Below are 22,816 nucleotides of genomic sequence, written 5' to 3'. Positions count from 1 at the left end.
TCCTGGTTCGTTCGGGGGCGGCCGGTCGTTCCGGGGTGCCGGGAAGGGACCGGGACGGTCGGCTGTTGAGGGTACCGTGAACAGGGTGCTGGATGATGCTGCGTCGACGAGCGGACCGACGGTCGTGACCGACGACCTGGAGCGCGTCGTCGAGGTGCTCGCGGGCAAGCGCATCGCGGTGCTCTCCGGCGCGGGCCTGAGCACCGACTCCGGCATCCCCGACTACCGCGGCGCCGGCCGGGTCGTGCGGAAGCCGATGACGTTCCAGGAGTTCCGGGCCGACCCCGCCAAGCGTCAGCGGTACTGGGCCGGGTCGCACCTGGGGTGGCGGTCCTTCGCCGCCGCGCGTCCGAACGAGGGGCACCGCGCGCTCGCCGCGCTCGAGGACGCCGGGGTCGTCACCGGGGTCGTCACGCAGAACGTCGACGGCCTGCACCTTCGCGCCGGGTCCCGCCGGGTCGTCGAGATCCACGGCTCGATGGACCGCGCACTCTGCCTGACCTGCGGACAGGTGTTCTCCCGGGCCGACCTCGCCGCCACCATCGACCAGGCGAACCCCTGGATCGACGAACCCGGTTCGGTGCAGCTCCAACCCGACGGCGACGTCGAGATCACCGACGTCGAACGCTTCGTCGTGCCGGACTGCTCGGTGTGCGGCGGGATGCTCAAGCCCGACGTGGTGTTCTTCGGCGAGTTCGTGCCAGCCGAGAAGTTCCGCGAGGCCGTGTCGATCGTCGCCGACGCCGACGCGCTCCTGGTCGTGGGGTCCTCGCTCACCGTGAACTCGGGCGTGCGGCTCGTCGACCACGCCGCCCGTCGCAAGAACCCCGTGGTGATCGTGAACCGCGGCAGCACCCGGAGCGACCGGCGTGCCGCCGTGAAGCTCGACGCCGGCACCACCGAGACGTTGGTGCACCTGGCGGAGCGGCTGGGGTCGGACCCGCTCGAGCAGGGTGCGGGCTCGTCCGCGGCGCCGGGCTCGTCCGGCGCAGACCCCCTCGGTCCGTCGTCTGGGATGATCGAGGCGTGACGACGCTCCTGTACCTGGTCCGGCACGGCGAGACCGACTGGAACGCGCAGCGACGCATCCAGGGCTCCACGGACATCCCCCTCAACGACACCGGACGACGACAGGCCGCCGAGGCCGCGGAGCTCCTCACCCGCCGGTCCTTCGACGCCGTCGTCGCCTCACCGCTCGTCCGCGCCGCCGAGACGGGCGCGATCATCGCCGCGCGACTCGGCCTCGACGCGCCGGTGTCGTACCCGGGGCTCGCCGAGCGGTCCTACGGCGAGGCCGAGGGGCTCACCGACACCGAGGTGGTCGAGCGGTACCCGCACGACGACATCCCGGGGCGTGAGTCCCGCAGCGCCCTGCTCGCCCGGGTCACCGAGACGCTCGGCGAGGTCGCGGTCCGGTTCGACGGCGGGGTGGTGGTCGTCGCGACCCACGGCGCGGTCATCCGCAGCGTGGTGAACGCCGCAGCTCCCGGCACCGCCGACCGGCACAGCACGCCGATCCGGAACGGGTCGATCCACTCGTTCCGGTGGGACCCGGAGCGCTTCCACGCCGAGCTGGTCCGGTTCGACGACCCCATCGACGACGTCTCCGACGGCCCCGGCCGGTACTCGTTCGAGTACCAGAACCCGCTCGAACGCCGGGGCTGACGAGCGACTAGGCTCCGACGCACCCGAACCAGGGGGCGACATGGTGACCGACGGAACCGACCCGGCTGGCTGGCCAGCAGCCGACCGACAGGACGACGACCTCGACCGTGCCTTCGGCCCCGAGACCGCGAGCGTGCAGACCCGATCACGAGCGCAGCGCGCCCGGACCTGGCTCGCGATCGGCGGCGGCACCGTCGTCGTCGCCGGGGTGATCGTCCTGGTGCTCGGCACCATCGTCGGCACCGTGCAGACGGGCATCGGCGGCGTGTTCCCCCGGCCGGACATGGCGCTCGACCGCCTCGACGGTGAACTCGACGGCGTCCCCGGCGTCACCGAGGTCCGGCACCACCAGGCCGAGAAGACCGGGTTCGCCAGCTACGACGCGACCGCGACGATCACCGCCGACCCGTCGCTCGACGCCGCGGCTCGGAAGGACCTCGTCTCGACGCTGAGCCGCGCCGCGGACTCGGCCGGGGGCAACGGGGTGCGGGTGGTCGCGATCGCCGACCTCGGCAACCTCGAGGTGGGTGTGTCCGAATCCCGTGCCGTGACCGCGAAGCGTCTGGTGCTCGCGGACCGGCTCGACCACATCGGCGGCGTCACGGCCGTCCGGTGCTCGTGGGCACGCGGCGGGACCCCCTCGGACCGTGCGGCCGACCAGTCGATCGTCGTCGAGACCCCCGGTCGCGGCGCTGCGGTGCCGCCGATCGTGGCTCGGGTGACCGCGGAGACGCACGCGGTGTTCCCCGGGGCGCGCGTCGAGGTGGTCGCCGCGGGGTAGGTGCTGCTCCGCCGCAGTCGTGCACGCCCATCGCGACGAAACACGAGACGATCACCTCGTGGATCGTCGCGAACCTCGTGCGCCCCCACCCCGCACCGCACCGCGCCGCGCCCCCGCGCCGCGCCCGCCCCCGCACCGCGCCCGCACCGCGCCCGCGTCAGCGCCCGGCCACGGCCCGCTCGACCGCCCGCACGACCTGCTCGGCCGAGTCCTCCCAGCGGAACCGACCGGCCCGCTCGACCGACTGCGCCGATGCCTCGTCCCACCGCTCCTCGACGCGCCGGACCGCCGCAGCCACCGCGGACGGCGACGCCGGGTCGAAGTACTCCGCCGCGTCGCCACCGATCTCCCGGAAGATCGGGATGTCGCTCACCACGACCGGGGTACCGACGCCCATCGACTCGACCAGCGGGATGCCGAAGCCCTCGTCGTACGAGGCCGTCGCCAGCGCCGTCGCGGACCGGAGGACGTCGAGGTACTCGTCGTCCGTCGCCCCGTCGTGGAACACGATCGCACCGGCGGGGGCGAGCCCGTCGAGCCGAGCCCGGTCGGCGTCGGACACGCGCGACATGCAGTGCAGCGTCCACCCGGCGCCGAGGAGCGGCATCGCGGCCGCCAGGGTCTCGACGTTCTTGTACGGCATGAACGACCCCATGTAGACGAGGGAACGCTCACGGGGTCCACCGGCAGCGCGCGGCGGCGCCGGGTCGGCAGCGTTGTACGCCACGGTCACGGGCCGCTTCGTCAGCCAGTGGTCGGTGATGAGCCCCGCGGTGGTCTCGGACACCGTCACGACCCCGTCGGCCCCGTTCAGCAGGAACCGCTGCGGTGCCCACGACAGGTGGAAGGCGCGCCACCCGAGCCGGATCGGCCACGAGAACTCGCGCGGGGGCGTGCGGTTCCGGTAGTAGATGAGGTCGTGCAGCGTCAGCACGAGCGCGTACGCCCGCCCACGAGCGCCCATCGTCTGCATCGGTGAGAACACCGCATCGAGCCCGAGCCGGTTCACCCGGCGAGCGATCAGCGGCTCGCCGGCGTCGGTCGGCGCCGGCAGGAGTTCCCACGGCAGGTCGTCGCGGAGCGACTCGAGCTGCCGCTCGTCGTGGACGAGCAGGGTGTAGTCGTGCCGGTCGGGCAGGTTCTGGACGACCCCGGCGGTGAACCGGCTGATGCCGTCGTGGCGGCCGATGCGGACGTAGCGACAGTCGATGCCGATGCGCAGCCGGCTCACGAGGCGTCCGTCCCCGTGGTCGCGTCGGTCGTCGCGCTCACGTCCGGTGCGTTCTTCTTCCTGGAGGCCCGTCCCGCGCCCGTCGGCCGGCCTGCCTTGGCACTCCCCCCGCGTCCGGTGCGCGCCGGTGTGTCCGCCATCCGGCGGAGGACCGCGGCCGCCGCCGGCCCGGGGGTCTCGTAGTGGACCAGGTGTCCGACGCCGGGGATGACGACGAGCTCGGCGTCGCGCAGCCGGCCGGCGAGGGTCCGCTGCTCGGGCACGGCGGTGATGTCGTCGTGCTCGGCGGCGATCATGAGCACGGGCACTTCGATCCGGTCGGCGTACTCGGAGACGTCGTGGGTGACCGACGTACGGAAGGCCTCGAGGACGCTCGTGCGGTTCGCGAAGGCCGAGAAGTACCGGTCGTGCTGGTCGTGCACCCACCGGCGGAGGTCGCGGTCGTGCGACTTCAGCATGGCGATGCTCATCACGCGCACGATGGCGGCGTTGCGCAGGATGCCGAGGCCGACCGGCTTCGGCAGCACCGCTCCGGCGCGGTAGTAGCCGATCGCGATACCGGTGCCGACCGCGCGAGGACCCTGCAGCGCCGGGGCGGCGATCGGGTTCACCAGGACGAGCAGACGGGTGTCGAGCCCGGCCGCGACGGTGGCGGACACCACGATCGACCCGAACGAGTGCCCGAGCACGACGGTGTCGCGGCCGAGGCCGAGCGCGGCGTGGAAGCCGGTCAGCCACGCGACGTACGACTCGACGTCGGAGACGGGCAGCGGGTCGGAGATCCCGAACCCGGGCAGGTCGGGCACGATCACGCGGACGCCCTCGAGGTGCGCGGCGATCGTCTCCAGCCCGTGGTGGTCACCGCGGAACCCGTGCACGGCGAGGACGGTCTCGGCCGCGTCGGACGGCCCGTACTCCCAGTAGTGGGTGGTGCGGCCGTCGACCTGCACGGCCCGGTGGACGACCGGGGTGGCAGCCATCAGCGACTGGTACGGGGAGAGCACGGGCGGTTGCATCCGCGCCAGTCTACGAAGACAACCGGACGAAACCCCGGACACCCGGAGCATCGCGCGCCTATCGTGTCCGAGGCGGGCCCAGCCACCGGCCCGCGTCGACCACGAGGAGCACGGTGACCTTCACAGCCCCGATCCAGCTGCCCGGCCTGACGCTCGACCCGCAGTGGTACAAGCGCTCGGTCTTCTACGAGTGCATGATCCGGTCGTTCGTCGACTCGAACGGTGACGGCATCGGTGACATCCAGGGTGTCATCGGCAAGCTCGACTACCTGCAGTGGCTCGGCGTCGACGCGCTGTGGCTGCCGCCGTTCTTCCAGTCGCCGATGCGCGACGGTGGCTACGACATCGCCGACTACAAGGCGATCCTGCCCGAGTTCGGCACCCTCGACGACTTCCGCGAGCTCGTCACGAAGTCGCACGAGCGGAACATGCGCATCGTGATCGACATGGTGATCAACCACACCAGCGACCAGCACGAGTGGTTCCAGCAGTCCCGCGAGGACCCGGACGGCCCCTACGGCGACTTCTACGTCTGGCGGGACACCGACGAGGAGTACTCGAACATCCGGATCATCTTCGTCGACACCGAGGAGTCGAACTGGACGTTCGACCCGGTCCGGCGGCAGTTCTTCTTCCACCGCTTCTTCTCGCACCAGCCCGACCTGAACTTCGAGAACCCGGCCGTCGTCGAGGCCGTGTACGACGTCGTCCGGCACTGGCTCGACCTGGGCGTCGACGGGCTCCGTCTCGACGCCATCCCGTACCTCTTCGAGTCGGAGGAGGGCAACGGAGAGGGCGAGCCGGAGACCCACGAGTTCATCAAGAAGCTCCGGTCGATGGTCGACGACGAGTACCCCGGCCGTGTCCTGCTCGCCGAGGCGAACCAGTGGCCGCGTGAGACCGCGGCGTTCTTCGGCACCGACGAGGAGCCCGAGTGCCACATGGCGTTCGACTTCCCGGTGATGCCGCGCATCTTCTACTCGCTCCGCGCCCAGCACGCGAAGGAGCTCGCCGCGATCCTGTCCGAGACCCTCGACGTTCCGGAGAGCGCGGCGTGGGGCGTCTTCCTCCGGAACCACGACGAGCTCACCCTCGAGATGGTGAGCGAGGAGTACCGGCAGGCGATGTACGGCTGGTACGGCTACGACCCCCGGATGCGCTCGAACATCGGCATCCGGCGCCGCCTCGCTCCCCTGCTCGACAACTCGCGCGCCGAGCTCGAACTCATCCACGCGCTGCTGTTCTCGCTGCCGGGGTCGCCGTTCCTGTACTACGGCGACGAGATCGGCATGGGCGACAACATCTGGCTGCCGGACCGCGACTCGTCCCGCACGCCGATGCAGTGGACCCCGGACCGGAACGCGGGCTTCTCCACCGCCGACCCGGGCAAGCTGTACCTGCCCGTCGTGCAGTCCCTCGTCTACAACTACGCCCAGGTGAACGTCGAGGCGCAGCTCGCCCAGTCCCGGTCCCTGCTGCACTGGGTCCGGAACGTCATCCACGTGCGGAAGGCCCACCCGGTGTTCGGCATGGGGACGCTGCAGGTGCAGGAGACCTCGAACGAGTCGGTCCTGGCGTTCGTCCGCTCGTGGGAGGGCTCCGGCCAGCAGTTCGGTCCCTCGGCGGAGGACGTCCTCTGCGTGTTCTCGTTCGCCACGAACCCGACGTCGGTGACGGTGTCGGCACCGGAGTTCGCTGGTCGTCCGCTCTACGACCTCTTCGGCGGCGGGTCCTTCCCCTCGTTCGACGAGGACGGCTCCGTGACGCTCACCATGGGCACGCAGTCGTTCTACTGGCTGCACGTCGGCGCGCCGGTCGGGTAGCGGGGCGTGTCGGTGCGCCCGGTTAGCCTGACCGCGTGACGTTCACCGCAGCAGAACTCGACACGCCGCCCGCCTCGGCCCAGGACCTCTCCGGTCGTCCCTGGTGGCACGCACTGGGTGTCTTCGACCTCGAGACCACCGGCGTCGACGTCGAGACCGCCCGGATCGTCACGGCCCACGTCGGCCTCATCGACATGACGGGTGCATCGATCGCCGAGGGTGCCTGGATCGCCGACCCCGGCATCGCGATCCCGGAGGGCGCCGCGGCAGTGCACGGGTACACGACCGAGCGCGCCCAGGCCGAGGGGCGTCCCGCCGCCGAGGTGGTCGCCGAGATCATCGCCGCGATCGAGGCCGTGTTCGCCCGCGGCATCCCGCTCGTGATCTACAACGCCCCCTACGACCTCACCGTCCTCGACCGCGAGGCGAAGCGGCACGGGATCGCCTCCCCCGTGATCGGCAACGTCGTCGACCCACTGGTGATCGACAAGGCGCTCGACACCTTCCGCAAGGGCAAGCGCACGCTCGAGGCGGCGTCCGAGCTCTACGGCGTCACCCTCGACGACGCGCACGACGCCGGCGCGGACGCGATCGCCGCAGGCCGGGTCGCCCAGGCCATCGCCGGCAAGTACCCGGACGACCTCGGCATCAGCGCCGAGGAACTCCACCGCAAGCAGGTCGGCTGGTGCGCCGAGCAGGCCACGTCGTTCCAGGAGTACATGCGGAAGAAGCGCGATCCCTCGTTCACAGCCGACGGTCGGTGGCCCCACCGGAACGCCAGCGGGAGCATGTAGCATCTCGCGAGGGGGCCGATCGACGCATCAGTCCCCGCATCGCTGCTGGCTGAAGCACAACGGGAGATCGTCACACGTGTTCTTGAAGACCTTCGGGTGGTCCCTCGTGATCACCGTCCTCGCGCTCGCGACCGCGCTCGTGTACGGCAGCTGGAGCGCCGTGGTCATCACGCTGATCCTCGGCGTGCTCGAGATCAGCCTCAGCTTCGACAACGCCGTGGTGAACGCCCGCATCCTCGAGCGGATGAGCCCGTTCTGGCAGAAGATGTTCCTCACCGTGGGCATCGTCATCGCCGTCTTCGGCATGCGCGTGCTCTTCCCGCTCCTCATCGTCGCGGTGACGGCGCAGCTCAACCCGGTCGAAGCGGTCCGGCTCGCGCTCGAGAAGGGCTCGATCGAGGAACCCGGCACCTACGCGTACCTCCTCCACGAGGCCCACCCGCAGATCGCCGCGTTCGGCGGGATGTTCCTGCTCATGATCTTCCTCGACTTCATGTTCGAGGAGCGCGACATCCTCTGGCTGAAGTGGCTCGAACGACCGCTGCTCTTCATCGGCAAGCTCCCGATGGTCAACGTCGTCGTCGCGCTCGCCCTCCTCGCCCTGTTCGGTGCGACCTCCGGCGACCACCAGTCAACGGTCCTCATCGCGGGCATCGCCGGCCTCGTCACGTACTTCCTCGTCACGGGACTCGGCGGGCTGTTCGACGTCGACGACCCCGAGGACGACGGCAACTCGTTCGAGAACACCGGCGAGATGGTCGCCGAGGCGGACCGCATCGGCAAGAAGCGTCGACTCGGCCACGTCGCCGGGCGCGCCGCGTTCCTGCTCTTCCTCTACCTCGAGGTCATCGACGCGTCCTTCTCGTTCGACGGCGTCATCGGTGCCTTCGCGATCACGGCCGACCCGATCATCATCGCGCTCGGCCTCGGCCTGATCGGCGCCATGTTCGTCCGGTCGCTCACGGTCTTCCTGGTCCGCCAGGGCACCCTCGACGAGTTCGAGTACCTCGACCACGGCGCGCACTGGGCGATCGGTGCCCTCGCCGTGATCCTGCTCGTCACGATCACCACCGAGGTCAACGAGGTCGTCACCGGCCTCATCGGCGTCGTCTTCATCCTCGCCGCGTTCATCTCCTCGGTCGTCCGCAACCGGCAGAAGGCGCACGCCGACGCACGTCCCGAGCCGTCGGTCCTGTCCCGCTGAGCGGCGACCGTACCCCCGGCACTCCACCACCACGAAAGGTTCTCCCATGGGTCTCAGCCTCCAGAAGGGTCAGGCGCTCTCCCTGACGAAGTCCGACGGCAGCGCACTGTCGCGCGTCCGGCTCGGACTCGGCTGGGACGCCGTCGCAGCGAAGCGCGGCCTGTTCGGCGGCCGGAAAGAGGCCGAGGTCGACCTCGACGCCTCGGCGATCTTCTTCGACGCACAGGGCACCCCGGTCGACTACGTCTGGTTCAACCAGCTCCGCAGCAAGGACGGCTCGGCGCAGCACACCGGTGACAACCTCACCGGCGCCGGCGACGGCGACGACGAGACCATCCGGATCGACCTCGGCGCGGTGCACAGCGCCGTGTCCCAGATCGTCTTCGTGATCAGCAGCTACAGCCGGCAGACGTTCGACAACGTGCAGAACGCGTTCTGCCGCGTCGTCGACGACTCGACGGCCGGTTCGCCCGAGGTCGTCCGGTACCAGCTGACCGAGTCCGGCACCCACACCGCGATGGTGATGGCGAAGGTCTCGCGCACCGGAGCAGGATGGACGTTCACCGCGACCGGTGAGCGCGCGAACGGCCGGACCGTGCAGGACCTCGTCGCCCCGGCGACCGCTGCACTCTGATCCCTCGAACGGAGGACTCCTGATGGCTTCTCTCTCCCTGTCCAAGGGCACCAACCTCTCGCTCACGAAGACGGACCCGGGGCTCCGCCGCGCCATGATCGGCCTGGGCTGGGACCCGCGCACGACGGCCGGCGAGCAGTTCGACCTCGACGCCTCGGCGCTGCTGGTCGCCTCGACCGGCAAGGTCCGGTCGAACGACGACTTCATCTTCTACAACCAGCTGGCGTCCGCCGACGGCTCCGTCGTCCACCAGGGCGACAACCGCACCGGTGAGGGCGAGGGCGACGACGAGCAGATCCTCATCGACCTCGACCTCGTCGCCGCCGACGTCGAACGCATCGTCATCGTCGTCACGATCGACCAGGCCGACGCCCGCCGCCAGAACTTCGGGCAGGTCCGTGGCGCGTTCTGCCGCGTCGTGAACGACGAGACCGGCAACGAGGTCGTGCGGTTCGACCTCACCGAGGACGCCGCATCCGAGACCGGCATGATCTTCTCCGAGATCTACCGGTACGGCAACGAGTGGAAGTTCCGGGCCGTCGGCCAGGGCTACGCCACCGGGCTGCTCGGCGTGGCGACCGACTACGGCGTCATCCTCGACTGACCGCTTCTCCCCCACCTCGAAAGGACCGATCATGGCAGGCCTCTCCCTCGCAAAGGGCAACAACCTCTCGCTCACCAAGACCAGCCCCGGACTCACCGTGGCGACCGTCGGACTCGGCTGGGACCCCCGGACCACCTCCGGTGAGCAGTTCGACCTGGACGCCTCGGCGCTCCTGATCGGTGCGAACGGCAAGGTGCGCTCCGACTCGGACTTCATCTTCTACAACCAGCCGCGCAGCGCCGACGGCTCGGTCGAGCACAAGGGCGACAACCGCACCGGTCAGGGCGAGGGCGACGACGAGCAGATCGTCATCGACCTGCAGACCCTGCCCGCCGAGGTCGACCGTGTCGTCATCGTCGTCTCGATCGACCAGGGCGAGGCCCGTCGGCAGAACTTCGGCCAGGTGCGCAGCGCCTACTCCCGCGTCCTCGACCAGGACGGCACCGAGATCGTGCGCTTCGACCTCTCCGAGGACGCAGCACCCGAGACCGCGATGATCTTCTCGGAGATCTACCGCAACGGTGCCGAGTGGAAGTTCCGCGCGGTCGGGCAGGGCTACACCACGGGCCTCGCCGGCATCGCGACCGACTTCGGCGTCCAGCTCGGCTGACCCGGCCGACCGGCCCCACCCCGCACCCACCCCCAGACCAGGAGACCCACCGATGCCCGGACCGCTCGCTCCGCCGGAACCGACCGACCCGTCCGAGGACGCCCTCGTCCTCCGTCCCGCCGAGTCCGCCGAGGTCGTGACGCCCGACGACGCCCCCGGGATGGTGCCGGTCGACCCGAGCCGCCAGTCGCAGATCGCCGCGCAGGCGCGGGAGTTCGTCGACGAGATCGCCGCGCTCGACCCGCGGTCGCCGGCGTTCACGGAGAAGGTCGACGGCATCTCGACGATCGCCGGCTCGGAGATCACGCGGTCTGGCGGCTTCTCGTCGCGCATGCTCGAGCGGTCGCAGACGTCCGTCGCGGGTGCCAAGCGGACCGGTGACGGCGCGCAGGTGAAGGTCGCGACGACCCTCGGGGACCTCCGCTCCACGGTGGAGGACCTGACGCCGAACCAGGCCGACCTCAGCACCGGCCGGAAGATCCTCGGGCTGATCCCGGGTGGGAACAAGCTCGCGAAGTACTTCCAGCGGTACGAGTCCGCGCAGACCCAGCTCGACCACATCATCAAGTCGCTGATGGCCGGGCAGGACGAGCTCCGCAAGGACAACGCCACACTCGCCGACGAGAAGGTGCAGCTGTGGGAGACCATGCAGCAGCTGAGCGAGTACGCGGTGTTCGCGAAGGCGCTCGACGCGGCGGCGGTCACGAAGATCGAGGGACTCCGGAACGCCGGGCGCACGGATGAGGCGCAGAAGCTCGAGTCCGACGTGCTCTTCCCCGTGCGGCAGCGCCACCAGGACATCCTCACGCAGCTCGCCGTCTCGGTGCAGGGGTACCTGGCGATGGACCTGGTCCGCAAGAACAACACCGAGCTCATCAAGGGCGTCGAGCGTGCCCGGACCACCACCATCGCGGCGCTCCGCACCGCCGTCGTGGTCGCCCAGGCGCTCGCGAACCAGAAGATGGTGCTCGACCAGATCGACGCGGTCAACAACACGACCAACGCGATGATCCTGCAGACGAGCGAGATGCTCCGCGACCAGACCACGCGCATCCACCAGCAGGCGACGAACTCCGGCGTCAGCGTGGAGACGCTGCAGCGGGCGTTCGACAACGTCTTCCAGACGATGGACGCCATCGACTCGTTCCGGTCAGAGGCCGCGCAGAACATGGCGTCGACCGTCACCGCGCTCGAGTCCGGCATCCAGCGCGCCAAGCCCTACCTGGAGCGTGCGCGGCAGACCGACGACGACCCGCGCTCGATCAGCCGATGACCCGGACGGTCGACCGCCGTGCGTGATCGTCTGCGCGCGCTGTTCGGCCGCGACGACGACCGCGAACCGGATCCGACCGACACCACCCCGTCCTCGGTCGCGGCAGCGGCGGCGGCGCGGATCGACGTCCGCGGTGCCGGCGGCCAGGCCGACGACGCTGCGGCCTCGGCGGGACTCGACGACCTCCGCGCGCTGGTCCGCGCGGCGGGAGCCGAGCTCCCGACGGTCGTGTCCTCGAAGATCCGGCACGTCGAGGACCTGCTCCGCGAAGCAGCGGGCACGGTCGTCGCGCGCGGCGCCTCCACCGAGCAGCGGTACCTGTTCCAGGCGATCGTCGACGACTACGTGCCGTCGCCGGTCCGCACCTACCGCACGCTGCCACCAGAGGACCGCACCGAGGACAGCGCCGCGACCCGCACGCTCGCCGAACAGCTGGACGTCGTGGCCGAGACCGTCGACGACATGCACGAACAGATCAGGAGCGGAGCCATCGCAGAGCTCTCCACCCACGGCCGCTTCCTCCGGGACCGCCTCGGCGACGGCGACCCCGGCCTCCGTCTCCGCGGAGCGGACTCGTGACCGGGCGACTCGTCCCGGGCGCGAACGCGGCGCTCACGGCTGAGAACCCCGGCCTCGACGCCGTGGTCGTCGGCATCGCCTGGGACCAGATCGCGAGCCGCGGCCCCTCGGCCGAGCTCGTCCCCGTCGCCATCGTGTGCGACGCCGATGGCCGGGTGCTCTCCGACGACGACCTGGTGTTCTTCAACCAGATCGAGAGCGCCGACTCGTCCGTGCGGTACCTCGACGAGTCCGACCAGGAGGAGATCGACGTCGACCTGGTCAGCGTGCCGGACGTCGTCGACAAGATCGTCTTCGCGGTCTACCTCGACCCCGACCCGCGTTCACCCCGTGACCTCGGTTCGGTCCGGTCGATGACGATCCGCGTGAGCGCACCCGACGGCCGCGAACTCGTGCAGTTCCCGCTGCCGTCGGAGCGCAACCACACGATCGACGCCGTGATCCTCGGCGAGCTCTACCGGCACCGCGCCGAGTGGAAGTTCCGCGCGGTCGGCCAGGGGTACACCACGGGGCTGACCGGGCTCCGGACGGACCACGGCATCGGCCGGGCCCGATGAGCTCGGGCCACCCGTACCTCCGCCGTCGTCCGCGCCCGGCACGCGCAGCAGCACCGGCACCGTCAGCACCGGCACCGGCAGCTCCGGCTCCGACGCGGGCACCGGCTCCGGCACCGTCGGCACCGGCTCCGACACGGTCACCGGCTCCGGCTCCGGCTCCGGCTCCGGCGGCAGCGCCAGCCCGCACACCAGCGCCAGCCCGCACACCGGCGACGACCCCGGCCGCACCCGCCAGGCCCAGAGGCCCCTCGGAACGCGTCCTCCGCCGCCGCACCGAGCGCGCGCGCCGGATCCGACCGTTCCCCGCCCCGGACCCCCGCACCATCCGGGTCCTCGGCCCCGATGCGCCGATCGTCCGGGTGGACCGTCGCCGCTCGGCGGTGGGCGCGCTCACCGTCACCGGCTGCACGAGCGTGGCGTGGGAGTCCGTGGACTTCACCGTCGGCGCGACCACTGCCGAGCGCGCCCAGGCGGGCCGCACCGTGACGACCGCCGGCAACCGTCCCCTGGTCGGCTTCGACGAGGGCGTCGCTCTCGTGTCGCTCCGGCACGTCCGCCAGCTCCGCCGGGCGCTCTTCATGGCCCGCGGCCCCGAGCGACTCGTGGTCGCGCTGCACGACGGCACCACCTTCGCGGTCGCCGAGGGCGACCCCGACACCATGACCGTGCTCGCCGTGTCCGTCATCGACGGCGAGCTCGAACTCCGGGCGGAGCCCTTCCCCCGGTCGACCCACGACGGTGACGTCTTCGCCGCCTTCGGGTTCGTCCTGTCCGCTCCGACACCGGGGACCTGACCATGCGCCACTTCGCCCAGCTCGACGGCCAGGACCTCTTCCTGCACCCGCCGGAGGACGTCCACCGCGGCAGCGACCAGGACCTCCGGGCCGTCGCGCTCGGCGCCACCCTGTACACGCCGGGCATCCGCCCCGACCTGGTGCGGGACGTCCAGCGGCAGACGGCCCTCGGCGCCGGCTCGATCGTGCTGTGCCTCGAGGACTCCGTGGCCGACGCCGACCTCCCGGTCGCCGAGGAACGCGTCGGCGATGCCCTGCGCGCCCTGGCCGCGGACGCCGACGACGCCACGCTCCCCCAGCTCTTCCTGCGGGTCCGCGACCCCGGGCACCTCCGGCGGCTGGTCGAACGCTTCGGGGACCGTGCGCTGGACGTGCTGAGCGGCTTCGTCCTGCCGAAGTTCGAGGACGCCCCGGACAGCGGGTCGCAGTACTTCGACGTGCTCGACGACCTCAACGCGAGCCGGCCGGAGCACCGTCGTCTCCTGGTGATGCCGATCCTCGAGTCGCCGTCGATCATGCACCGGGAGACCCGCACCGAGGCCCTCGCCGCGCTGCGCGACCTGCTGCTCGCTCGCCGGCGCGACGTGTTGGCGGTCCGCATCGGCGCCACCGACCTGTCCAGCGTGTTCGGGCTCCGCCGGTCCTCCGACCTCACCGCGTACGACGTCCAGGTCCTCGCGTCGGTGATCGGCGACGTGGTGAACGTCCTCGGGCGCGCCCGCGACGGCTTCGTGGTCAGCGGCCCGGTGTGGGAGCACTACCCCGACGCCGACCGGGTGTTCCGGACGCAGCTCCGCGCCACGCCGTTCGCGGAAGCGGGCGACCTCGCGCTCCGCCGGCAACTCCTCCTGGAGGGCTTCGACGGCCTGCTCCGCGAGGTCACCCTGGACCGCGCGAACGGCCTGACCGGCAAGACCGTGATCCACCCACGGCACGTGCCCCTCGTGCACGCGATGTCCGTCGTCAGCGACGAGGAGTTCTCGGATGCGAGCGACGTGCTCGCGAACGTCGCCGGCGGGGTCGCCGCGTCCCGCTACGGCAACAAGATGAACGAGATGAAGCCGCACCACGACTGGGCCGTGCGCACCGTGCTGCGCGCCCGGGCGTTCGGCGTCGCCAACCCGGACGTCACCTTCGTCGACGTGCTCGAACGGAGCCTCACGTGACCGTGCCCCTGCCCACACCCGCCGACCTCGGTGTCACCCTGGTGGACACCGAGACGGACACCGCGACGAGCATCGCGACGGCAACCGAGACGGACACCGCGACCGCGACGGCAACCGACACGGACACGGCGACCGCGACGGCAATCGACGCGGACACCGCGACCGGCACCGCGACCGTCCCGCTCGGGGTCCTCGCCCGGATCGCACTGCGCCGCAACCCGAAGCGCGCGCACCTGCTCGTCTCGACGGTCCTGGCGAAGCACCTGCCGACCGTCCCCGCCGTCGCCCTCGCCGCCGGCGAGGCACTCGGCGCCCTCACCGCCGACGCGCTCGACGGTGGCGCCCGCTGGGACGCCAGCACCGCCGCGCGGCTCGACCGGATCGTCCGCGACGCCACCGCAGCCGACCAGCGCCATCCAGACGAGCACCGTCCCGACCAGCGCCATCCAGACGAGCACCGTCCCGACCAGCGCCATCCCGACCAGCGTCGTGCAGACCAGCGCCATCCCGACGAGCGCCACCCAGACCAGGGTCGCACCGCCCGGGCCGACGCGACCGACGCCGTCCACAGCGCCGCCACCACGCTCCGGACTGACCTCGCCGCCGGTCGTCCCGAGCTCCCGGACGCCCTGGTCCTCGGGTTCGCGGAGACCGCGACGGCCCTCGGAGCCCTCGTCGCCGAGTCCCTCGGTGCCCGGTACCTCCACTCCACCCGGCACGACCCGCCGGGAGCCGTGCCCGCGGCGGGCTTCGACGAGGCGCACTCGCACGCCACCGCGCACCGGCTCCTGCCCGCCGACCCGGACTGGCTGCCGACCGACGGCACGGTCGTGCTGGTCGACGACGAGCTGAGCACCGGCGCCACCGCCCGCGCCACCATCCGCGAACTCCATGCCCTCGCGCCCCAGCGCCGCTGGGTCGTCGCGAGCCTCATCGACCTCCGGTCCCCGGCCGACGTGGCGGCCACCCAGGAACTCGCCGCCGAGATCGGCGCGCCCGTCACGGTCGTCGCCCTGGGGCGCGGCCACGCCGTGCTCCCGCCCGGACTGCCGGCCGCGGCTGCCGACGTGGTCGCGACGCACGCGGTCGCGCTGGCGGGGCCCGGAACAGCACCAGTGCCGGACGGGAGGCCCGGTGCGGGCCCGACCCGCGCCTCCCGGCCCGGGACCGTCACGACCACCACCGCACCGGCGACGGCCGTCGACCGCTTCGGCACACCCGCGCAGCGGGTCCGTCTGCCGCGCACCGACGTCGAGGGGACCGCCGCGGACGTCCTCGCCGCGCTGCACGACGTCGCCGGCGATCCCCGCCGGATCCTGGTGCTCGGCACCGAGGAGCACATGCACACCCCGCTCGTCGTCGCGGACGCGATCCGGCGCCGCAGCGACGCCGACGTCCGCTTCTCCACGACGACCCGCTCCCCCGTCGCGGTGCTCGACGACCCGGCGTGGCCGATCCGTTCGGGCGTCCGTTTCCGGTCGCACGACACCACCGTGGACGGCCCGGGCGAGCGCTTCGCGTACAACGTGCACGGCTTCGACGCGATCGTGGTGCTGCCGGAGCCGGGGACGGACCGTGCGCTGCTGGACGGCGAGGACGGCCTGCTCGCGGCGCTGTCCACCGCCGCGCCCGTCGTCGTGCTCGTCGACGCAGCGCTCGACACCGGTGCCGACCGGAGTGCTCCGCGGCCGCTCACCGGGCCGTCCTTCGGCTCCTACGAACCCGGCGACGTGACCTGGCTGCTGCAGGACCTCGCCGACGCGGCACTCGAGGCCGACACCGCCGACCGTGAGCGGGCGATCCAGCTGGAGGGCGCGAACTACGCCGAGTCGCTCCCCGTCGAGTACGTGCCGTCCGAGGCGTACGAAGCCCTGTACCGGGACGCCCTCGACCGGTCGGCCGACCGCATCGCCGAGGCCGTCGGCATCGTCACCGAACTCGTCCTGCGCAGCCGGGACCGCCCCGTGCTCGTCTCGCTGGCACGGGCCGGCACTCCCATCGGCATCCTGATGCGCGCGTGGGCCGAGCGGCTGCACGGGCTGCGGCTCGACCACTACACGGCCAGCATCGTGCGCGGCGTCGGCATCGACGAGACCGCGCTGCGGTGGCTCGCCGACCACCACGACCCCGCCCAGGTGGTCTTCGTCGACGGGTGGACCGGCAAGGGAGCGATCACGCGCGAGCTCACCGACGCGCTCGCCCGGTTCGCCGAGTCCGACGGGGCGCAGTTCCCGGACGAGCTCGCCGTCCTCGCGGACCCGGCCGGCTGCACGACACTGCACGGCACCCGCGACGACTACCTGGTGCCGTCGGCCTGCCTCAACTCGACCGTCTCGGGGCTGGTGTCCCGCACCGTGTTCAACCGGACGTTCACCCCGGCCGGCACCTTCCACGGCGCGAAGCAGTACCGGCACCTGGCACCCCGCGACCACTCCCGCGCGTTCGTCGCCACGATCGCGGAGCGCTTCGACGCCGTCGCCGACCGGGTGACCGCCGCGCTCGACGCGACCGGACCGGACGACACCGCAGCGCGGGCCGTCGACTGGCGGGGCATGCGCACGGTCGAGGCGATCGGTGCCGAGTACGGCATCGAGGACCTGCACCTCGTGAAGCCCGGTGTCGGGGAGACCACCAGGGTCCTCCTCCGCCGCGTGCCGTGGCAGGTCCTGGTGCGCAACCCCGACGACGTCGACATCGCGCACGTGGTCGCACTGGCCCGTGAGCGCGGCGTGCCGGTCGTCACCCGTCCGGACCTGTCCTACAGCTGCGTCGGCCTCATCCACCCGCTCGGCAGCCGCGTCGCGCCGGCCGCCGAGGGAGCCACCTCGTGAGCGCGCTCGTCGGGTTCGACCTCGACCGCACCCTCGTCTACTCCGCCGCTGCCCTGCTGCTCGACGGCCCGGACGAGTCGGCGCCCGCGCTCGTCGTGACCGAGGTCTACCAGCACGCACCGTTGTCGTACATGACCCGGGTCGCCGAGACCGCACTCGCGGGCCTCGCCTCGCGTGCCACGGTCGTCCCCGTCACGACCAGGACGGTGGCGCAGTACCGTCGCATCCGGCTGCCGCTGCCCACCGAGGGGTGGGCGGTGACGACCAACGGTGCCGTCCTGCTGCACGACGACCGACCCGACGACGCCTGGACCGCATCGCTCCGTGCCGAGATCGACGCGACGTCGGCACCGCTGGCGGCCGCTGAGGAACTGTTCCTCGCCCAGCTGCCCACCGCGGCCCTGCTCCGGAACCACCGGGCGGAGGACCTCTTCGTCTACGCCGTGGTCGACCGGGCCGCGCTGCCGGACGACGCGCTGGCCGACCTCGCAGCAGCACTCGGGGCCCTCGGCTGGACGGTGTCGTTGCAGGGTCGGAAGCTGTACGCCGTGCCGGTCGCGATCCGGAAGGAACGGGCCCTGGCTGCCGTCGCCGAGCGGGTCGGTGCGACCCTGACCGTCGCGGCCGGTGACTCGCTCCTCGACCGCGACATGCTCGCCGCCGCGGACGTCGCGATCCGGCCGGCGCACGGTGAGCTGCACGCGGCGGGGTGGACGGCGCCGAACCTGCTCGTCACGCAGGCGTCGGGCGTCATGGCTGGTCAGGAGATCATCGAGCTCGCCGCACGTGCGGTGGACGGCGCACGCTGACCGCTGGTACACGGAACGGGCGGCCCTCCCGAAGGAGGACCGCCCGTTGTCGCGTCGGGGCCGATCCCTACTTGGAGAAGCCCTTGAAGCGCTGGTTGAACTTCTCGACGCGGCCGGCCGAGTCGAGGATGCGCTGCTTGCCCGTGTAGAACGGGTGCGACGCGGAGGAGATCTCGACGTCGATCACCGGGTAGGTGGCACCGTCGAGCTCGATGGTCTTGTCGCTGTTCGCGGTCGAACGCGTCAGGAACGTCTCACCGGAGGCCAGGTCGCGGAAGACGATGGCGCGGTACTCGGGGTGGGTGTCGGTCTTCATGGAGTTTCCTCGATAGCGGTAGCGGTGATGGGGAGTGCGCGAATGCGCGGGAAGTCGTCGGCTTGCGCCAGCCGTCTACGTTACCAGAGAGACGGCCCGATCGCAGCGCTACGCGGCGCGTGCCGTGTAGCGACCGGCGTCCTTGGTGACGGAGAGTTCGATGCCGAACGCCTCGGTCAGGGTCTGGTCGGTCAGGACCTCGTCGATGGGCCCGGCGGCCTGCACGTGGCCGTCCGCGAGGACGAGCGCGTGGGTGAACCCGGCCGGGATCTCCTCGACGTGGTGCGTGACGATGACGATGGCCGGCGAGTCCGCGCTCTGGGCGTAGCCGCCGAGGGTGCGGACGAGGCTCTCGCGGGCCCCGAGGTCGAGCGACGCGGCCGGCTCGTCGAGGAACAGGATCTCCGGGTCCGTCATCACCGCACGGGCGATCTGGACGCGCTTCTGCTCGCCGTCGCTCAGTTCGCCGAACGTGCGGTCGGTGAAGGACCCGAGGCCCCACTCGTCGAGCACGCGCTGCGCACGACGGACGTCGAGCTCCTCGTACTCCTCGTTCCAGCGACCGGTCACCGAGTACGCCGCGGTGAGCACGACGTCGATGACCTTCTCGGTCACCGGGATCCGGCGGGCGAGCGCGGTCGACGCGAAACCGATGCGCGGGCGGAGCTCGAACAGGTCGGCGCCGCCGAGCTCGGTGCCGAGCACCTCGACCTCACCGGAGGTCGGGAAGGTCTGCGCACCCGTGACCTGCAGCAGGGTGGTCTTGCCGGCGCCGTTCGCACCGAGCACGACCCACCGTTCGTCGTCCTGCACCTCCCACGACACGGAGTCGAGGATGGTGGCCCCGTTGCGGACCACGGAGACGTCTGACAAGCGCACGACCGAGGGCATGCGACCAGCCTACGGGTTCCGGCCGAGCACCTCGTCGTAGACGTGCCGTGTCCGCGACGCGATCGCGTCCCAGGTGAACTCGGTCTCCACGCGGAGGCGTCCGGCACGGCCCATCAGCTTCGCCAGGCCCTCGTCGGCGAGCACCTCGGTGAGGGTCGCGGCGAGGTCGGCCACGTAGCGGTCGGGGTCGGTCGGGGTGCCGGTGCCGTCCTGCGCCTGGTCGATCGGGACGATGCGTCCGGTGAGCCCGTCCGCCACGACCTCGGGGATGCCCCCGGTGCCGGTGCCGACGACGGGGATCCCGCACGCCATGGCCTCGAGGTTCACGATGCCGAGCGGCTCGTAGATCGACGGGCACACGAACACGGTGCCGGAGGAGAGCACGTTGACGATCTCCTGGTGGGCGAGCATCCGGTCGATCCAGACGACGCCCTCGCGCTGTTCGCGGAGGCCCTCGACGAGACCGGTCACCTCGGCGAGGATCTCCGGGGTGTCCGGGGCACCGGCGCACAGCACGATCTGGACCTCCGGCGGCAGCGAGGCCACCGCGCGGAGCAGGTACGGCAGACCCTTCTGGCGGGTGATCCGGCCGACGAACACGACACTCGGTCGCGACGGGTCGATGCCGAGGGCGCGCACGGCGTCCTCGTCGACGGTCGGCTTCCACTCGTCGATGTCGATGCCGTTGTAGACGACGTGCACCTTCGACGGGTCGATCGACGGGTACGAGCGGAGGATGTCCGCGCGCATCGCCTTCGAGACCGCGATGACGCCGTCGGCCTGCTCGAACGCCTCGCGCTCCATCCAGCTCGACAGACGGTAACCCCCGCCGAGCTGCTCGGCCTTCCACGGGCGGAGCGGCTCGAGGCTGTGGGCGGTGACGACGTGCGGGATGCCGTAGGTCAGCTGCGCGATCCGCCCAGCGGCGTTCGCGTACCAGGTGTGGGAGTGCACGATGTCGGCGCCCTCGACGTCCGCCGCGATGGCGACGTCGGTGCCGAGCGCCTGCAGCGCACCGTTGGCCTGCTCGAGGCCCGCCGGGGTCCGGTAGCCCCACACGTCCTCTTCGTCGCGGAAGGCCCCGAAGGCCCGGACCCGGACGTCGGTGTCGGTCCCCGACCGCAACGCAGCAGTCAGTTCGGCCACGTGGACACCCGCTCCGCCGTAGACCTCCGGCGGATACTCCCTGGTCAGTAGATCGACTCGCACGGGTTCAACGTAACCGGTTCCCAGTGCTGACGCCTACTGTGAGCGGCATGGCACCAAAGAAGGTATTCGGCATCGTGCTCGCCGGAGGCGAGGGAAAGCGGCTCATGCCGCTCACGGCCGACCGGGCGAAGCCCGCTGTCCCGTTCGGCGGGAACTTCCGTCTCATCGACTTCGCACTGTCGAACCTGGTGAACTCCGGTCTGCAGAAGATCGTGGTGCTGACCCAGTACAAGTCGCACAGTCTCGACCGCCACGTCGCCGAGACGTGGCGCATGGAGGGGCTGCTCGGCTCGTACGTGGCGTCGGTCCCCGCGCAGCAGCGCCTCGGCAAGCGGTGGTTCGCCGGCTCTGCCGACGCGATCCTGCAGTCGCTCAACCTGCTGCGCGACGAGCGACCCGACATCGTCGTGGTGGTCGGCGCCGACCACGTGTACCGGATGGACTTCCACCAGATGGTCGAGGCCCACATCGCCTCGGGCCGCAGCGCCACCGTCGCCGCGATCCGCCAGCCGATCGGCCTCGCCGACCAGTTCGGCGTCATCCAGGTCGCCGACGACGACCCGACGAAGATCGAGGCCTTCCTCGAGAAGCCGACGGACGCCGTCGGTCTGGCCGACTCCCCCGGCGAGATCCTCGCGTCGATGGGCAACTACGTGTTCAACGCCGACGCGCTCGTCGACGCGGTGCTCCGCGACGGTCAGGTCGAGTCGTCCGCCCACGACATGGGCGGCGACATCGTGCCCGACTTCGTGAACCGCGGCGACGCCGGCGTGTACGACCTCAAGCGCAACGAGGTCCCCGGCTCGACCGACCGCGACAAGTACTACTGGCGCGACGTGGGGACGATCGACTCGTTCTTCGACGCGCACATGGACCTCATCGCCCCGGTCCCGGTGTTCAACCTGTACAACCAGCACTGGCCGATCTTCAACCAGCAGACGAACCTGCCCCCGGCGAAGTTCGTCCGCGACGCGAACGGCAACACCGGCTCGACGGTCGACTCGCTCGTCTCGCTCGGGTGCCTGGTGTCCGGAGCGCAGGTCGAGCGCAGCATGATCGGCCCGTGGTGCGGCATCGACTCGGGGGCGAAGGTCCTCGACTCGATCGTCTTCGAGCGGGCGACCATCGGTGCGGGATCGGTCGTGAACCGCGCGATCCTCGACAAGGACGTGGTCATCGCGCCGGGTGCGCAGGTGGGCGTCGACCGCGAGGCCGACGAGGCCCGCGGCTTCACCGTCACCGAGTCCGGCATCACCGTGGTGGGCAAGGGCGTCCGCGTCGACGCGTAGCGTCGGCCCCTCGCGTCGACACCCTGGCACCACACCGGAGGCACGGCTCGCGTCACAGACGCGGCCGTGCCTCCGTCAGTCGGTACCGTTGGTGCGTGCCACGCTTCCTCGTCGTCCTCGATGCCGATTCCACCCTGCTCGAGGACGAGGTGATCGAACTCCTCGCCGACTCCGCCGGGACCCGGCCACAGGTCGCGGCGATCACGGAGCGCGCCATGCGCGGCGAGATCGACTTCGCGGAGAGCCTCCGGGAGCGTGTCGCGACCCTGGCGGGCCTCCAGGCTGACGTCTTCGTCCGCGCACAGCAGGCGGTCCGCGTGACGCGAGGGGCCGACCAGCTGGTCCGCGGCGTGCACGCCGCCGGCGGCACCGTCGGCGTCGTGTCCGGCGGCTTCCACGAGGTGCTCGACCCGTTCGCGGAGCAGCTCGGCCTCGACCACTGCCGGGCCAATCGCCTCGAGGTGATCGACGGCGTGCTCACCGGCCGGGTGCTCGGCGACGTCGTGGACGCGCACGCCAAGGCCGTCGCGCTCCGCGAGTGGGCGGCCGCGGACGGCGTCGACGCGAGCCGGACCGTGGCGATCGGCGACGGGGCGAACGACCTCGAGATGATGCGCGTCGCGGCGCTCTCGGTGGCCTTCGACGCGAAGCCGCGGGTGCGCGAGCAGGCCGACGTCGCCGTCGTCGACCGCGACCTGTCCTCGGTGCTGGCGACGCTCGGTCTGCGCGGCTGAGGCGCG

The 22,816-nt window shown here is 71.4% G+C and carries 23 protein-coding genes; 18 read left to right on the top strand and 5 right to left on the bottom strand.

Features of this window, described 5'->3' with window-relative positions:
• The first annotated feature begins 85 nt into the window (after window positions 1-85).
• The 3 genes from EDF19_RS10205 to EDF19_RS10195 are packed head-to-tail and all read left to right on the top strand — an operon-like array spanning window position 86 to window position 2,446.
• Entirely contained in the window at window positions 86-1,030 is a 945-nt protein-coding gene (locus EDF19_RS10205) for a Sir2 family NAD-dependent protein deacetylase (protein WP_395859889.1), read from the top strand.
• Entirely contained in the window at window positions 1,027-1,665 is a 639-nt protein-coding gene (locus tag EDF19_RS10200) for a histidine phosphatase family protein (protein ID WP_123680786.1), read from the top strand. The genes EDF19_RS10205 and EDF19_RS10200 overlap by 4 nt, the downstream gene beginning before the upstream one ends.
• A 40-nt stretch (window positions 1,666-1,705) precedes the next feature.
• The gene (locus tag EDF19_RS10195) at window positions 1,706-2,446 is read left to right on the top strand and encodes a hypothetical protein (RefSeq protein ID WP_123680785.1); all 741 of its coding nucleotides are present in this window, start codon (window positions 1,706-1,708) and stop codon (window positions 2,444-2,446) included.
• 157 nt (window positions 2,447-2,603) lie between these two features.
• On the opposite strand, the gene EDF19_RS10190 is transcribed toward EDF19_RS10195, so the two are convergent.
• Window positions 2,604-3,668, bottom strand: coding sequence for a glycosyltransferase family 1 protein (locus EDF19_RS10190; RefSeq protein ID WP_123681004.1), 1,065 nt, complete (start codon window positions 3,666-3,668; stop codon window positions 2,604-2,606).
• Window positions 3,669-3,673: 5 nt separating this feature from the next.
• Window positions 3,674-4,693 (bottom strand): alpha/beta fold hydrolase, encoded by a 1,020-nt coding sequence (locus EDF19_RS10185; RefSeq protein WP_123680784.1) that lies wholly within the window; start codon window positions 4,691-4,693, stop codon window positions 3,674-3,676.
• Window positions 4,694-4,806: 113 nt separating this feature from the next.
• Here EDF19_RS10185 and treS point away from each other — a divergent pair, with 113 nt between their 5' ends.
• From treS to EDF19_RS10120, 13 genes are all read left to right on the top strand, one after another.
• Window positions 4,807-6,516 (top strand): maltose alpha-D-glucosyltransferase, encoded by a 1,710-nt coding sequence (gene treS / locus EDF19_RS10180; protein ID WP_123680783.1) that lies wholly within the window; start codon window positions 4,807-4,809, stop codon window positions 6,514-6,516.
• 35 nt (window positions 6,517-6,551) lie between these two features.
• The gene (locus tag EDF19_RS10175; RefSeq protein WP_185022779.1) at window positions 6,552-7,310 is read left to right on the top strand and encodes a 3'-5' exonuclease; all 759 of its coding nucleotides are present in this window, start codon (window positions 6,552-6,554) and stop codon (window positions 7,308-7,310) included.
• Window positions 7,311-7,386: 76 nt separating this feature from the next.
• Window positions 7,387-8,514, top strand: a complete 1,128-nt coding sequence (locus tag EDF19_RS10170; RefSeq protein ID WP_123680782.1) for a DUF475 domain-containing protein — start codon at window positions 7,387-7,389, stop codon at window positions 8,512-8,514.
• Between the two features lie 46 nt (window positions 8,515-8,560).
• A complete protein-coding gene (locus EDF19_RS10165; RefSeq protein ID WP_123680781.1) occupies window positions 8,561-9,148 on the top strand; it encodes a TerD family protein in 588 nt (195 codons plus the stop codon).
• Between the two features lie 22 nt (window positions 9,149-9,170).
• Complete coding sequence (locus EDF19_RS10160) at window positions 9,171-9,752, top strand: TerD family protein (RefSeq protein ID WP_123680780.1); 582 nt, start codon at window positions 9,171-9,173, stop codon at window positions 9,750-9,752.
• Window positions 9,753-9,783: 31 nt separating this feature from the next.
• Window positions 9,784-10,362, top strand: a complete 579-nt coding sequence (locus tag EDF19_RS10155) for a TerD family protein (RefSeq protein ID WP_123680779.1) — start codon at window positions 9,784-9,786, stop codon at window positions 10,360-10,362.
• Window positions 10,363-10,414: 52 nt separating this feature from the next.
• On the top strand, window positions 10,415-11,635 hold the full coding sequence (locus tag EDF19_RS10150) for a toxic anion resistance protein (RefSeq protein WP_123680778.1): 1,221 nt from the start codon (window positions 10,415-10,417) through the stop codon (window positions 11,633-11,635).
• 18 nt (window positions 11,636-11,653) lie between these two features.
• Window positions 11,654-12,214, top strand: coding sequence for a hypothetical protein (locus EDF19_RS10145; protein WP_123680777.1), 561 nt, complete (start codon window positions 11,654-11,656; stop codon window positions 12,212-12,214).
• On the top strand, window positions 12,211-12,771 hold the full coding sequence (locus EDF19_RS10140) for a TerD family protein (protein ID WP_123680776.1): 561 nt from the start codon (window positions 12,211-12,213) through the stop codon (window positions 12,769-12,771). The genes EDF19_RS10145 and EDF19_RS10140 overlap by 4 nt, the downstream gene beginning before the upstream one ends.
• A 359-nt stretch (window positions 12,772-13,130) precedes the next feature.
• Window positions 13,131-13,565: a hypothetical protein gene (locus tag EDF19_RS10135; protein ID WP_123680775.1), complete on the top strand. Its 435-nt coding sequence runs from the start codon at window positions 13,131-13,133 to the stop codon at window positions 13,563-13,565.
• Window positions 13,566-13,567: 2 nt separating this feature from the next.
• Complete coding sequence (locus EDF19_RS10130) at window positions 13,568-14,731, top strand: HpcH/HpaI aldolase/citrate lyase family protein (protein ID WP_123680774.1); 1,164 nt, start codon at window positions 13,568-13,570, stop codon at window positions 14,729-14,731.
• Window positions 14,728-17,562, top strand: coding sequence for a phosphoribosyltransferase (locus tag EDF19_RS19385; protein ID WP_260217083.1), 2,835 nt, complete (start codon window positions 14,728-14,730; stop codon window positions 17,560-17,562). Before EDF19_RS10130 ends, EDF19_RS19385 begins: the two co-directional genes overlap by 4 nt.
• Window positions 17,559-18,371: an HAD family hydrolase gene (locus tag EDF19_RS10120; RefSeq protein ID WP_123680772.1), complete on the top strand. Its 813-nt coding sequence runs from the start codon at window positions 17,559-17,561 to the stop codon at window positions 18,369-18,371. Before EDF19_RS19385 ends, EDF19_RS10120 begins: the two co-directional genes overlap by 4 nt.
• A 67-nt stretch (window positions 18,372-18,438) precedes the next feature.
• Here EDF19_RS10120 and EDF19_RS10115 read toward each other — a convergent pair whose 3' ends face one another.
• The 3 genes from EDF19_RS10115 to glgA form a co-directional block, all read right to left on the bottom strand.
• The gene (locus tag EDF19_RS10115; protein WP_017887280.1) at window positions 18,439-18,687 is read right to left on the bottom strand and encodes a type B 50S ribosomal protein L31; all 249 of its coding nucleotides are present in this window, start codon (window positions 18,685-18,687) and stop codon (window positions 18,439-18,441) included.
• 108 nt (window positions 18,688-18,795) lie between these two features.
• Window positions 18,796-19,578, bottom strand: coding sequence for an ABC transporter ATP-binding protein (locus tag EDF19_RS10110; protein ID WP_123680771.1), 783 nt, complete (start codon window positions 19,576-19,578; stop codon window positions 18,796-18,798).
• A 9-nt stretch (window positions 19,579-19,587) separates the two neighbouring features.
• On the bottom strand, window positions 19,588-20,787 hold the full coding sequence (gene glgA, locus EDF19_RS10105; protein WP_123680770.1) for a glycogen synthase: 1,200 nt from the start codon (window positions 20,785-20,787) through the stop codon (window positions 19,588-19,590).
• 47 nt (window positions 20,788-20,834) lie between these two features.
• Between glgA and EDF19_RS10100 the strand changes: the two genes are divergently transcribed.
• Both EDF19_RS10100 and serB read left to right on the top strand, forming a co-directional pair.
• Window positions 20,835-22,076 (top strand): glucose-1-phosphate adenylyltransferase, encoded by a 1,242-nt coding sequence (locus EDF19_RS10100; RefSeq protein WP_123681002.1) that lies wholly within the window; start codon window positions 20,835-20,837, stop codon window positions 22,074-22,076.
• A gap of 95 nt (window positions 22,077-22,171) precedes the next feature.
• Window positions 22,172-22,810: a phosphoserine phosphatase SerB gene (serB, locus tag EDF19_RS10095; RefSeq protein WP_123680769.1), complete on the top strand. Its 639-nt coding sequence runs from the start codon at window positions 22,172-22,174 to the stop codon at window positions 22,808-22,810.
• Window positions 22,811-22,816: the final 6 nt, after the last annotated feature.

This window comes from Curtobacterium sp. PhB115 (assembly GCF_003752025.1).
Lineage (GTDB): Bacteria > Actinomycetota > Actinomycetes > Actinomycetales > Microbacteriaceae > Curtobacterium.
Note: the sequence above shows the minus strand (reverse complement) of the source record. Positions and strands in the feature narration are given on the sequence as shown.

What these genes read in the sequence shown, in the direction of transcription:
- EDF19_RS10115 (WP_017887280.1), bottom strand. Translation starts at nt 18,687, where the DNA reads ATGAAGACCGACACCCACCCCGAGTACCGCGCCATCGTCTTCCGCGAC.
- EDF19_RS10165 (WP_123680781.1), top strand. Translation starts at nt 8,561, where the DNA reads ATGGGTCTCAGCCTCCAGAAGGGTCAGGCGCTCTCCCTGACGAAGTCC.
- EDF19_RS10130 (WP_123680774.1), top strand. Translation starts at nt 13,568, where the DNA reads ATGCGCCACTTCGCCCAGCTCGACGGCCAGGACCTCTTCCTGCACCCG.
- EDF19_RS10155 (WP_123680779.1), top strand. Translation starts at nt 9,784, where the DNA reads ATGGCAGGCCTCTCCCTCGCAAAGGGCAACAACCTCTCGCTCACCAAG.
- EDF19_RS10160 (WP_123680780.1), top strand. Translation starts at nt 9,171, where the DNA reads ATGGCTTCTCTCTCCCTGTCCAAGGGCACCAACCTCTCGCTCACGAAG.
- EDF19_RS10185 (WP_123680784.1), bottom strand. Translation starts at nt 4,693, where the DNA reads ATGCAACCGCCCGTGCTCTCCCCGTACCAGTCGCTGATGGCTGCCACC.
- EDF19_RS10150 (WP_123680778.1), top strand. Translation starts at nt 10,415, where the DNA reads ATGCCCGGACCGCTCGCTCCGCCGGAACCGACCGACCCGTCCGAGGAC.
- EDF19_RS10110 (WP_123680771.1), bottom strand. Translation starts at nt 19,578, where the DNA reads ATGCCCTCGGTCGTGCGCTTGTCAGACGTCTCCGTGGTCCGCAACGGG.
- EDF19_RS10195 (WP_123680785.1), top strand. Translation starts at nt 1,706, where the DNA reads ATGGTGACCGACGGAACCGACCCGGCTGGCTGGCCAGCAGCCGACCGA.
- EDF19_RS10100 (WP_123681002.1), top strand. Translation starts at nt 20,835, where the DNA reads ATGGCACCAAAGAAGGTATTCGGCATCGTGCTCGCCGGAGGCGAGGGA.